Here is a 12,016-nt window from a genome sequence, read left to right on the forward strand (position 1 = left end):
TACCCCTGTAGGAGCTGCCGAAGGCTGCGATCTTTTGATCTGGCTCTAAAAAAAATCAAAAGATCGCAGCCTTCGGCAGCTCCTACACAGTCATATGCAAATCCCGAGGAGCGGCCATGTCTTTAGCGGTGATTCAAATGGTCAGCCAGAGTGACGTGCCGGCCAATCTGGCCCAGGCCCGACGCCTGCTTGAACAGGCCGCCGCCGGCGGGGCGAAACTCGCGGTGCTGCCGGAAAACTTCGCCGCCATGGGCCGTCGTGACGTCGCTGATATCGGCCGCGCCGAGGCCTTGGGCGAAGGGCCGATCCTGCCCTGGTTGAAACAGACCGCCCGCGACCTCACCTTATGGATAGTCGCCGGCACATTGCCGTTGCCACCGTTGGGTCAACCCACGGCCAAAGCCAATGCCTGCTCGTTGTTGATCAATGAATACGGCGAGATCGTCGCGCGCTATGACAAGCTGCATCTGTTCGATGTCGATGTCGCCGACAATCGCGGCCAATACCGTGAATCCGATGACTATGCTTATGGCGGTAATGTAGTGGTGGCGGATACGCCGGTGGGGCGCGTCGGTCTGAGCGTGTGTTACGACTTGCGTTTCCCGGAGCTGTACAGTGAATTGCGTGCCGCCGGTGCCGAATTGATTACCGCACCGTCGGCGTTTACGGCCGTAACCGGCGCCGCGCATTGGGATGTACTGATCCGCGCGCGGGCCATCGAAACACAGTGTTATATCCTCGCGGCCGCGCAGGGCGGCAGTCATCCGGGGCCACGCGAGACCTTCGGGCATGCGGCGATTGTCGATCCGTGGGGGCGTGTGCTGGTCCAGCAGGATCAAGGCGAGGCGGTGTTGCTGGCCGCCCGCGACAGCGATGAACAAGCGTCCATCCGGGCGCGCATGCCGGTGACGCGTCATCGGCGGTTTTTCTCGCAGGGCGCCCAGCGGCCTGCTTCAGAACACGAATTTAAGGCGTAAACCTATGAGCGAGTTGTTGTCCTCAGTCAGTGATCACCTGTTGGCACCCGGCGGTGTCACGATCGAGAGCCTGCAAGGCGTGCTCGGCGATCTGGCCGGGCCGGGCATCGATGCCGCCGACCTGTATTTCCAGGGCCAGATTTCCGAGTCGTGGGCGCTGGAAGACGGCATCGTCAAGGAAGGCAGCTTCAACCTCGATCAGGGTGTCGGCGTGCGCGCGCAGTCCGGTGAGAAAACCGGTTTTGCCTACAGCAACGCGATCACCCTCGAGGCCCTCGGTGCAGCGGCGCGTGCGGCGCGTTCGATCTCCCGCGCCGGGCAGAACGGCACCGTGCAGGCGTTCACCAGCCAGGACGTCGCGCAACTGTACGCGCCCGATAACCCGCTGGAAGTGCTCAGCCGCGCGGAAAAAGTCGAGTTGCTCAAACGCATCGACGTCGCCACCCGCGCACTCGACCCACGGATTCAGCAGGTCAGCGTGAGCATGGCCGGGGTCTGGGAGCGAATCCTGGTGGCCTCCACCGACGGTGGCCTGGCCGCCGACGTGCGTCCACTGGTGCGTTTCAACGTAAGCGTCATCGTCGAACAAAATGGCCGTCGCGAACGCGGCGGGCACGGCGGCGGTGGGCGTACCGATTACCGCTACTTCCTCGCCGAAGACCGCGCCATGGGTTATGCCCGCGAAGCGCTGCGCCAGGCGCTGGTGAATCTGGAAGCGATTCCGGCGCCGGCCGGTACCTTGCCGGTGGTGCTCGGTTCCGGCTGGTCCGGGGTGCTGCTGCACGAAGCGGTCGGTCACGGTCTGGAAGGCGACTTTAACCGCAAGGGCAGCTCGGCCTACAGCGGGCGCATGGGTGAAATGGTTGCCTCCAAACTTTGCACCATCGTCGATGACGGCACCTTGAGCGGCCGTCGCGGTTCGCTGAGCGTCGATGACGAAGGCACGCCGACCGAGTGCACCACGCTGATCGAAAACGGCGTACTCAAGGGCTATATGCAAGACAAGCTCAATGCGCGCCTGATGGGCGTGGCACGCACCGGTAACGGTCGTCGCGAATCCTACGCGCACCTGCCGATGCCACGGATGACCAACACCTACATGCTCGGTGGCGAAAGTGATCCGGCGGAAATCATCGCTTCGGTGAAGAAGGGCATCTACTGCGCGAACCTCGGCGGCGGTCAGGTCGATATCACCAGCGGCAAGTTCGTATTCTCCACCAGCGAGGCTTATCTGATCGAGGACGGCAAGATCACCGCACCGGTCAAAGGCGCGACATTGATCGGCAACGGCCCCGAGGCGATGAGCCGGGTGTCGATGGTCGGTAACGATCTGGCGCTGGACAGCGGTGTGGGTACGTGCGGCAAGGATGGGCAGTCGGTGCCGGTGGGTGTCGGCCAGCCAACGCTGAAGATCGATGCGATTACCGTGGGTGGCACGGGCGCATAAGAGAGGCGGGGCTTACGGGTGGCGCGCAGGACGGCCACCCGGTGGCGATTATCAACGCAGGCCGCGTTGAGTCTCGTCCAGCTCCCGAATGTATTTGAAGATCTTGCGGCTCGAAGCAGGTGGTTTGTTTTGCGCAACCTCATGCTGGGCCTGACGGATCAGGGAACGCAATTGCTGGCGATCGGCGTCCGGGTACTCGATGACGAATTTCTCCAGCACGGCGTCATCGCCCGCGATCAGGCGGTCACGCCAGCGTTCCAGATTATGGAAACGCTCGTTGTACTGGCGAGTGGAGGCATCGAGTTGATCGAGCAGAGTCAGAATCGCGTCAGTGTCCTGGTCGCGCATCAGTTTGCCGATGAACTGCAAATGCCGTTTGCGCGCGATGTTCGCGGTGTGCTTGGGCGCATCGGCCAATGCCCGGCGCAAAGCGTCGGTCAACGGCAGTTTGGCGACCAGATCAGGCTTGAGTGTGGTCAGGCGCTCGCCGAGGTCAACCAGCGCATGCAACTCGCGTTTGACCTGAGATTTGCTTTTTTCTCCCGTATCGAGGGAGTCGTCGTAAGAATCAACCATGGTGGCAGTCCGCAAAGAAACGCCGCCATGATAACCAGTCGGGGGCCGCTTGTCCGGCCCGGTCGCTCGATGACCCCAGCCGAAAGCAGAATTTGAGTGGAGATGAGCATGAGTGCAGTTCAAAGCGTCGGCCCGCAGGCATTGCCGGCACTGCAAGAACAGGTCGAGCAGATCATCGCCGAAGCCAAGCGCCAGGGCGCCAGCGCCTGTGAAGTCGCGGTGTCGCTGGAGCAGGGGCTGTCGACTTCGGTGCGTCAGCGCGAGGTCGAAACCGTTGAATTCAATCGTGATCAGGGTTTTGGCATTACCTTGTATGTCGGCCAGCGCAAAGGCTCGGCCAGCACCTCGGCCACCGGGCCGGAGGCGATTCGTGAAACCGTCGCAGCAGCACTGGCCATCGCCAAGCACACTTCCGAAGATGAAGCCTCGGGCCTCGCCGACGCCGCACTGATGGCCAGGGATGTGCAGGATTTCGACCTGTTCCACGAATGGGACATCACCCCGGAGCAGGCCATTGAGAAGGCTTTGCTCTGCGAGGCCGCGGCGTTCGATGCTGATGCGCGGATCAAGAACGCCGACGGCACCACCCTCAGCACCCATCAGGGCTGCCGGGTTTACGGCAACAGCCACGGTTTCATCGGCGGCTACGCGTCGACCCGGCACAGCCTGAGTTGCGTGATGATCGCTGAAGCCGACGGCCAGATGCAGCGCGATTACTGGTATGACGTCAATCGCCAGGGCAGTCTGCTCGCCGATCCGGTGAGCATCGGCCAGCGTGCCGCGCAACGGGCGGCGAGCCGTCTGGGCGCGCGGCCGGTGCCGACATGCGAGGTGCCGGTGCTGTTTTCCGCCGAACTGGCGGGTGGTCTGTTCGGCAGCTTCCTCTCGGCCGTGTCGGGCGGCAGCCTGTATCGCAAATCGTCGTTTCTCGAAGGCACCCTCGGGCAGAAGCTGTTCCCGGATTGGCTGACCATCGATGAGCGTCCGCATCTGATGCGTGCCATGGGCAGTGCTTCCTACGACGGTGATGGCCTGGCGACTTACGCGAAACCGTTCGTCGAGAAGGGCGAGTTGGTCTCGTACATCCTCGGCACCTATTCCGGGCGCAAACTGGGCATGCCGAGCACCGCCAACGCGGGCGGCGTGCACAACCTGTTCGTCACCCATGGCGATGAAGATCAGGCAGCGCTGTTGAAGCGCATGGGCCGGGGATTGCTGGTCACCGAGTTGATGGGCCATGGCCTGAACATGGTCACCGGCGACTATTCGCGCGGTGCGGCGGGCTTCTGGGTGGAGAACGGCGAGATCCAGTTCGCCGTGCAGGAAGTGACCATCGCCGGCAACATGCGCGACATGTTCAAGCAGATTGTCGCGGTGGGTAATGATCTGGAGCTGCGCAGCAACATCCGCACCGGGTCTGTATTGATCGAGCGGATGACTGTCGCCGGCAGCTAAGCCGCGAATCCGCCAACAAAAAAAGGCGCGCCATCCGTTCTGGATGGCGCGCCTTTTTAATTCGCTTCGCACAAATCCCCTGTGGGAGCGAGCCTGCTCGCGAAAACGATGGATCAGTTGTAAATGTGCTGACTGACACAGCGCATTCTCGAGCAGGCTAACTCCCACAAGTGAGCAGCGCAAACTCGAGTGCTTGTTTTGGTTCTCATTATCATCTAATAATAAATCTCATCTCCGAACGAGTCCCGGATCATGAGTTCTGCCTTGCACGAGCAGCCCTACCTCGAAAGCTGGCGCTGGATGAGCCGCCAGATCCGTTGCGCGCTGGATCCTGACGAACCGCGCCTGATCGAACACTACCTCGCCGAAGGACGCTATCTGTCCTGTTGCACAGCCACTTCGCCCTGGACTGTCGCCGAAACGTCTTTCCGTCTGCTGCTCGATACCGCCACCGACATCGCGTTGCCGTGGCACTGGCGCAGCGTCTGTCTCGATCAAGCCTGGCGCCCCTTGCGTGAAATGGAGCGCCTGTCGCTATGCCAATGCCGCTTGCGGCGCTGGCAACGCTACACCTGGCAGCTCGCCACTTGCGAGTTGCAACCGTCGATTTCTCTCATTGATTTGCTGCAAGGACATTCGCATGACCAAGACACGTATTGAGCGCGACAGCATGGGCGAACTGCAGGTGCCGGTCGATGCGCTCTATGGCGCGCAGACCCAGCGCGCCGTGGACAACTTCCCGATCAGCGGCAAGCCGATGCCGACGCAGTTCATCCGCGCGCTGATCCTCGCCAAAGCCGCCGCTGCCCGGGCCAACGTTGAGCTGAGCCAGATCAGCGCGGCCCAGGGCAAAGCCATCAGTGATGCCGCGCAAGGTCTGCTCGAAGGCGATTTCATGCAGCATTTCCCGGTGGATATCTTCCAGACCGGGTCCGGCACCAGCTCGAACATGAACGCCAACGAAGTGATCGCGACGCTGGCCAGTCGCATGCTCGGCGAGCCGGTCAACGCCAACGATCATGTCAACTGCGGGCAAAGCAGCAACGACATCATCCCGACCACCATCCACGTCAGCGCCGCGCTGGCGCTGCATGAACAATTGCTGCCGGCGCTGTTGCATCTGGTCCAGGTGATCGAGCGCAAGGCCGAGCAAGTGCATCACCATGTGAAGACCGGGCGCACCCACCTGATGGACGCGATGCCGGTGCGCATGAGCCAGGTGCTCAACGGTTGGGCGCAGCAGCTCAAGGCCAATATCGGCCATCTGCAGGATTTGCTGCCAAGCCTGCAAGCGCTGGCGCAGGGCGGCACCGCGGTCGGTACCGGGATCAATGCGCATCCGGAGTTCGCCGCGCGATTCAGTCGGCATCTGAGCCAACTGACCGACGTGCAGTTCACCCCGGGCAAGGATCTGTTCGCGCTGATTGGCTCGCAGGACACTGCGGTCTCTGTCTCCGGCCAGCTCAAAGCTACTGCGGTGTCGCTGATGAAAATCGCCAACGACCTGCGCTGGATGAACTCAGGTCCCCTGGCCGGCCTCGGCGAAATTGAACTGCAAGCGCTGCAACCGGGTTCATCGATCATGCCCGGCAAGGTCAACCCGGTGATCCCGGAAGCCACCGCGATGGTCGCTGCGCAAGTGATCGGCAACGACTCGGTGATCACCGTGGCCGGCCAATCCGGCAATTTCGAACTGAACGTGATGTTGCCGATCATCGCGCAGAACCTGCTGAGCAGCATCGAACTGCTGGCCAATGCCAGTCGCCTGCTCGGTGACAAGGCGATCGCCAGTTTCAAGGTCAATGAGTCGCGCTTGAAAGAGGCGCTGTCGCGCAATCCGATTCTGATCACCGCGCTCAATCCCATCATCGGTTACCAGAAAGCCGCCGAAATCGCCAAGCAGGCCTACAAGGAAGGCCGCGCGGTGATCGACGTCGCTCTGGAACACACCGACCTGTCGCGCAGCCAACTGGAAGAGTTGCTCAACCCCGAGAAACTCACCGCCGGCGGCGTGTAAACCCCGCAACCGCTTTGGAGGCTCATCATGGAGCACTGGAAACGCACGATCGAACGGGCCAATCGCTGCTTCATGCTGGGCGAACTGATCGACGCCCGTGAGGCTTATCTGCAAGCCCTGGCCCTGGCGCAAGTGTTGTTCGAACGCTGGGCGGATGCCGACGAAGCGGTGGCGGCCTGCGTCGTCTCTCATCACAACCTCGCCGACCTGCATTTGCGCCTGAATCAACCGGAGGAGAGCGCCGAATATCTTTGCGCCATCCACCAGCGCTTGTTGCAAACCATGCAGGACGAACGCCTGCGCCCGGCCCTGCGTGAGGCGGCGTTGCGCCAGAGCAGCAAGACCTACGTCGAACTGTTGAATTTCATCAGCGAGCACGGCGAGTACCCGCGCACCCAGCGCCTGCTGCATCCGGACACCGGCAATGCCCGCCGCGCCTCAACTTCTCATCAGTATGGAGTCCATTGAAATGGCTTTTACCTTGCCTGCCTTGCCTTATGCCTACGATGCCCTCGAGCCGCACATCGATGCGCAGACCATGGAAATCCATTACACCAAGCATCACCAGACCTACATCAACAACCTCAACGCCGCCGTGGAAGGCACCGAATTCGCCGAGTGGCCAGTGGAAAAACTCGTCGCCAGCGTCCAGCAACTGCCGGAAAAACTTCGCGCGGCGGTGATCAATCAGGGCGGCGGCCACGCCAACCATTCGCTGTTCTGGGAAGTGATGGTGCCCAACGGCGGCGGCAAGCCCGACGGCGCTCTGGCCAAGGCCATCGACGAGCAACTGGGCGGACTCGACAGTTTCAAGGAAGCCTTCACCAAGGCCGCGCTGACCCGTTTCGGCAGCGGTTGGGCCTGGCTCAGCGTGACCCCAGAGAAAAAACTGGTCGTGGAAAGCAGCGGCAATCAGGACAGCCCGCTGATGACCGGCAACACACCAATCCTTGGTCTCGACGTCTGGGAACACGCCTACTACCTGCGTTACCAGAACCGTCGCCCGGAATACATCAACGCGTTCTACAACGTGATCAACTGGCCGGAAGTTGCTGCGCGCTATCAGGCCGCACTGGTTTAAGCCTTCAATAAAAACAATCCAGGGCTGACTATGGGCACGGAAACACTGGCGATTGGCAGCGGTCGCATGTTTCGTTACGCGGTGGGCTCGCTGTTGCTGTTGGCGGGTATGACTTTGCTGGTCGCCCACGGTTTGCAGTGGCTGAATCTGGAACCGAGGCTGTTGCGCGCCTTGCAGGGCGGTGCCATCTGCGCATTGGGCACGGCGCTTGGCGCAGTGCCGGTGCTGGTGATCCGGCGCATGCCGCAGGCACTCAGCGATACCTTGCTGGGATTTGGTGCCGGGGTGATGCTGGCGGCGACGGCGTTTTCGCTGATCGTGCCGGGCATTGCTGCGGCGGAGAGTCTTGGCCTGACGCCGTGGGCCGCCAGTAGCCTGATCTGCTTCGGCATCCTGCTCGGCGCGTTCGGTCTGTATCTGGTGGATCGGCGCGTCTCCGGTGCCTCGCCGCAGATGCTCGTCGGCACGCTAGAGCATCCGGTGATTCCACCACGAATCTGGCTGTTCGTGTTCGCCATCATCGCGCACAACATTCCGGAAGGCATGGCGGTTGGCGTATCTGCGGGCGGCGGGATGGCGGACGCCGACAGCCTGGCGATGGGCATTGCGTTGCAGGATGTGCCGGAAGGCCTGGTGATTGCGTTGGTGCTGGCCGGGGCAGGGATGTCGCGGGTCAGGGCATTTTTGATTGGCGCGGCGTCGGGGCTGGTCGAACCGGTATTTGCACTGTTATGCGCGTGGCTGGTGAGTCTGGCTCAAGTGCTGTTGCCGCTGGGACTGGCATTGGCGGCCGGGGCGATGTTGCTGGTGGTGACCCACGAAGTGATTCCGGAGTCGCGTCGTCATGGGCATGACAAGCTGGCCAGTCTGGGCCTGTTGGTCGGGTTTTGTCTGATGATGGTGATGGATACGGCGTTGGGTTGAATGAAGGCGAGGAACAGTGTGCCCCGCCTCGAGGATTATTCACCTTCGTCGAAATATCTTTCGATCAGATCGACCAATGCGTCCATGGCTTCCTGAGCCTGTTCGCCTTCGGTGCTCAAATGGATCTTGGTGCCTTTGCCCGCCGCGAGCATCATCATCGCCATGATGCTCTTGCCGTCGACAGTCGTTTCAGGTGTGCGTCCCACTCGGATCGTGCAGTCTGGATACTGACCCGCCACGCCGACAAATTTGGCCGATGCCCGGGCATGCAGACCCAGTTTATTGATGATTTCGATTTCACGAGCAGGCATCGCGGTGTGGATCCTTTAGGTGAGGTCGCGGTGGCGAACCTGGACGTTCTTCAGGGTTTTCTGCAGGGCCTGACCCAAACGTTCGGTCAGGTAGACGGAGCGGTGGTGCCCGCCGGTGCAGCCGATGGCAATGGTGACGTAGGCGCGGTTGCTGGCGGCGAAACGTGGCAGCCACTTGTTCAGGTAGGCGTAGATGTCCTGATACATTTCTTCGACATCCGGCTGCTGCGCCAGATACTCGGCCACAGGGGCATCGAGGCCGGACTGAGCGCGCAGCTCGGGTTTCCAGTACGGATTGGGCAGGCAGCGCACATCGAAGACCAGATCGGCATCGACCGGCATGCCGCGCTTGAAGCCAAATGATTCAACCAGAAACGCCGTGCCGGGCTCAGGCTGATTCAACAGGCGCAACTTCAGGGTATCGCGCAGTTGATACAGATTCAGGCTGGTGGTGTTGATTTTCAGGTCAGCCAGATCGGCGATCGGGCCGAGCAGGGCGGTTTCATCGTGAATCGCCTCGGCCAGCGAGCGATTGGCGTTGCTCAGCGGGTGACGACGACGGGTCTCGGAAAAACGCTTGAGCAGGGTTTCTTCATCGGCGTCCAGGTACAGCACATCGCACTTGATATGCTTGGCACGCACGTCTTCGAGCAACTCAGGGAAGCGTGACAGATGGCTGGGCAGGTTGCGCGCATCGATCGACACGGCGACCAGCGGCTGCGTCAGCTCCGTGTGAATCAGCGCACGCTCGGCCAGCTCCGGCAGCAAACCGGCCGGCAGATTGTCGATGCAGTAGTAGCCGTTGTCCTCAAGGACATTCAGGGCGGTACTTTTACCCGAGCCCGAACGGCCACTGACAATGATCAAACGCATGATTAGTGCCCGTTCTGCTCGTCCAGTACAACCTGGTACAAGGCTTCATTGCTCGGAGCGCTGCGCAGTTTTTCACGAACTTCCTTGCGGTCGAGCATGCTGGCGATCTGGCGCAACAACTCCAGATGCGCGTCGGTTGCGGCTTCCGGGACCAGCAGCACGAACAGCAGGTCCACCGGGGCGCCGTCGATGGCATCGAAATCAATCGGAGCTTCGAGGTGCAGCAGGGCGCTGACCGGTGCCGTGCAGCTCTTGAGGCGGCAGTGGGGAATGGCGATGCCGTTACCAAAACCGGTGGAGCCGAGTTTTTCACGGGCGATCAACGCCTCGAAGACATCCTGCATCGCCAGATCCGGCACTTCGCGGTGGATCAGGTTGGCAATCTGTTCGAGGGCTTTTTTCTTGCTGCCGCCCGGCGCGTTCACTTGGGAACGGCCGGGGGTCAGGATGGTTTCAAGTCGGATCATGGGATAGGGGTGTTAACGACCGGTCGCGCCCTGGAGGAGGCTCTGGGTCTTTTCCTTATGCTTTTTGAGTTGGCGATCCAGCTTGTCGGTGAGTGAGTCGATCGCAGCGTACATGTCGGTATCTTCTGCGTTGGCGACCACTTCGCTGCCGGGGATATGCAAGGTGGCTTCTATCTTCTGCTTCAGCTTTTCGACGCACATCGTGACCTGCACGTTGGTGATCTTGTCGAAATGTCGCTCCAGTCGCTGGAGTTTTTCCTCGATGTAGGAACGCAGAGGTTGGGTCACTTCCAGTTGGTGTCCACTGATGTTGACTTGCATACAGCTTCTCCTTCGTTGCCAGTGCATAAAGCGGCAGGCCGAAAAGCCTGCCACTGGAACGCTGTAACGTGGCTTACATCAACCGCTTGCGTTCGCTCGAAGGCGCGATTCCGAGGGATTCGCGGTACTTGGCGACGGTGCGGCGAGCCACCTGAATGCCTTGTGCCTCCAGTAAACCAGCGATCTTGCTGTCACTCAACGGCTTTTTCTGATTTTCCGCTGCGACCAGTTTTTTGATGATCGCGCGGATCGCCGTGGACGAGCATTCGCCGCCTTCGGAGGTGCTGACGTGGCTGGAGAAAAAGTATTTCAGCTCATAAATACCGCGCGGGGTATGCATGAATTTCTGCGTGGTCACCCGGGAAATCGTCGATTCGTGCATGCCGACCGCTTCGGCGATGTCATGCAATACCAACGGCTTCATCGCTTCGTCGCCGTACTCGAGGAAACCGCGCTGATGTTCGACGATCTGCGTGGCCACTTTCATCAGGGTTTCGTTGCGGCTCTGCAGGCTCTTGATGAACCAGCGGGCTTCCTGCAACTGGTTGCGCATGAAAGTGTTGTCGGCGCTGGTGTCGGCACGTTTCACAAACCCGGCGTACTGGGCATTGACGCGCAGGCGTGGCACCGATTCCTGGTTCAGCTCGACCAGCCAGCGCTCGTTGTCCTTGCGCACGATCACATCGGGAATGACGTATTCGGCTTCGGTTGATTCGATCTGCGAGCCTGGACGCGGATTGAGACTCTGCACCAGTTCGATGACTTGGCGCAGCTCGTCTTCCTTGAGCTTCATCCGGCGCATCAACTGGCTGTAATCGCGGCTGCCGAGCAGGTCGATGTAATCGGCGACCAGACGCTTGGCCTCGCTCAGCCACGGCGTCTTCGCGGGCAGCTGGCGCAATTGCAGCAGCAGGCATTCGCTGAGGTTGCGGGCGCCGATACCGGCGGGCTCGAATTGCTGGATGCGATGCAGGACGGCTTCGATCTCGTCGAGCTCGATGTCCAGTTCAGGATCGAACGCTTCAAGAATTTCTTCGAGGGTTTCGTCCAGATAGCCCTGATTGTTGATGCAGTCGATCAGGGTCACGGCGATCAGGCGATCGGTGTCGGACATCGGCGCCAGGTTCAGTTGCCAGAGCAGATGGCTCTGCAGGCTCTCGCCGGCGGATGTGCGGGTGGTGAAATCCCACTCATCGTCATCGCTGCTGGGCAGGCTGCTGGCGCTGGTCTGGTAGACGTCTTCCCAAGCGGTATCCACCGGCAGTTCGTTGGGGATGCGCTCGTTCCATTCGCCATCCTCGAGGTTGTCCACCGTCGGGGCGGTTTCCTGGTAGGAGGGTTCCTGGATTTCGGCGGGCTTCTGTTCGGCGTTGTCGGCCAGAGGATCGGCGTTGTCGAAGTCGTCGCCTTCTTCCTGGCGCTCGAGCATCGGATTGGATTCCAGAGCCTCCTGGATCTCCTGTTGCAGGTCCAGGGTCGACAATTGGAGCAGGCGGATGGCCTGTTGCAGCTGCGGTGTCATCGTCAGCTGCTGGCCCATTCTCAAGACTAGCGATGGTTTCATGGC

14 protein-coding genes are annotated in these 12,016 nt (G+C 60.9%); 8 read left to right on the top strand and 6 right to left on the bottom strand.

From position 1 onward, the window contains the following. The first annotated feature begins 116 nt into the window (after positions 1 to 116). Both OK411_RS05170 and tldD read left to right on the top strand, forming a co-directional pair. On the top strand, positions 117 to 977 hold the full coding sequence (locus tag OK411_RS05170; RefSeq protein WP_264364529.1) for a carbon-nitrogen hydrolase family protein: 861 nt from the start codon (positions 117 to 119) through the stop codon (positions 975 to 977). A 4-nt stretch (positions 978 to 981) separates the two neighbouring features. Then, positions 982 to 2,424: a metalloprotease TldD gene (gene tldD, locus OK411_RS05175; RefSeq protein WP_016771693.1), complete on the top strand. Its 1,443-nt coding sequence runs from the start codon at positions 982 to 984 to the stop codon at positions 2,422 to 2,424. A gap of 51 nt (positions 2,425 to 2,475) precedes the next feature. Here tldD and yjgA read toward each other — a convergent pair whose 3' ends face one another. After that, positions 2,476 to 3,000: a ribosome biogenesis factor YjgA gene (yjgA, locus tag OK411_RS05180; protein WP_016771692.1), complete on the bottom strand. Its 525-nt coding sequence runs from the start codon at positions 2,998 to 3,000 to the stop codon at positions 2,476 to 2,478. 108 nt (positions 3,001 to 3,108) lie between these two features. Here yjgA and pmbA point away from each other — a divergent pair, with 108 nt between their 5' ends. The 6 genes from pmbA to OK411_RS05210 all read left to right on the top strand — a co-directional run bounded on the left by pmbA (position 3,109) and on the right by OK411_RS05210 (position 8,477). After that, entirely contained in the window at positions 3,109 to 4,455 is a 1,347-nt protein-coding gene (gene pmbA, locus OK411_RS05185) for a metalloprotease PmbA (protein ID WP_122610836.1), read from the top strand. A gap of 252 nt (positions 4,456 to 4,707) precedes the next feature. Next, positions 4,708 to 5,115, top strand: a complete 408-nt coding sequence (locus OK411_RS05190) for a FagA protein (RefSeq protein ID WP_264364530.1) — start codon at positions 4,708 to 4,710, stop codon at positions 5,113 to 5,115. Next, positions 5,096 to 6,472 (top strand): class II fumarate hydratase, encoded by a 1,377-nt coding sequence (locus OK411_RS05195; RefSeq protein ID WP_264364531.1) that lies wholly within the window; start codon positions 5,096 to 5,098, stop codon positions 6,470 to 6,472. The genes OK411_RS05190 and OK411_RS05195 overlap by 20 nt, the downstream gene beginning before the upstream one ends. Before the next feature lie 27 nt (positions 6,473 to 6,499). Further along, a complete protein-coding gene (locus OK411_RS05200; RefSeq protein ID WP_042608764.1) occupies positions 6,500 to 6,940 on the top strand; it encodes a hypothetical protein in 441 nt (146 codons plus the stop codon). A gap of 1 nt (position 6,941) precedes the next feature. Continuing rightward, positions 6,942 to 7,553, top strand: coding sequence for a superoxide dismutase (locus tag OK411_RS05205; protein ID WP_122508225.1), 612 nt, complete (start codon positions 6,942 to 6,944; stop codon positions 7,551 to 7,553). Positions 7,554 to 7,583: 30 nt separating this feature from the next. Then, positions 7,584 to 8,477, top strand: coding sequence for a ZIP family metal transporter (locus OK411_RS05210; protein WP_264364532.1), 894 nt, complete (start codon positions 7,584 to 7,586; stop codon positions 8,475 to 8,477). A 35-nt stretch (positions 8,478 to 8,512) separates the two neighbouring features. On the opposite strand, the gene OK411_RS05215 is transcribed toward OK411_RS05210, so the two are convergent. From OK411_RS05215 to OK411_RS05235, 5 genes are all read right to left on the bottom strand, one after another. Then, a complete protein-coding gene (locus tag OK411_RS05215; protein WP_016771685.1) occupies positions 8,513 to 8,788 on the bottom strand; it encodes an HPr family phosphocarrier protein in 276 nt (91 codons plus the stop codon). Positions 8,789 to 8,803: 15 nt separating this feature from the next. Next, positions 8,804 to 9,661 carry an RNase adapter RapZ gene (rapZ, locus tag OK411_RS05220; RefSeq protein ID WP_264364534.1) on the bottom strand — a complete coding sequence of 286 codons (858 nt, stop codon included), beginning with the start codon at positions 9,659 to 9,661 and terminating at the stop codon, positions 8,804 to 8,806. Positions 9,662 to 9,663: 2 nt separating this feature from the next. Further along, a complete protein-coding gene (gene ptsN, locus OK411_RS05225; protein WP_264364535.1) occupies positions 9,664 to 10,128 on the bottom strand; it encodes a PTS IIA-like nitrogen regulatory protein PtsN in 465 nt (154 codons plus the stop codon). Between the two features lie 12 nt (positions 10,129 to 10,140). Further along, a complete protein-coding gene (gene hpf / locus OK411_RS05230) occupies positions 10,141 to 10,449 on the bottom strand; it encodes a ribosome hibernation-promoting factor, HPF/YfiA family (RefSeq protein WP_007912419.1) in 309 nt (102 codons plus the stop codon). Positions 10,450 to 10,522: 73 nt separating this feature from the next. Further along, on the bottom strand, positions 10,523 to 12,013 hold the full coding sequence (locus OK411_RS05235) for an RNA polymerase factor sigma-54 (protein ID WP_110603721.1): 1,491 nt from the start codon (positions 12,011 to 12,013) through the stop codon (positions 10,523 to 10,525). Between the last annotated feature and the right edge of the window lie 3 nt (positions 12,014 to 12,016).

This window comes from Pseudomonas sp. RG1, from assembly GCF_025910115.1.
Classification (GTDB): domain Bacteria; phylum Pseudomonadota; class Gammaproteobacteria; order Pseudomonadales; family Pseudomonadaceae; genus Aquipseudomonas; species Aquipseudomonas atacamensis.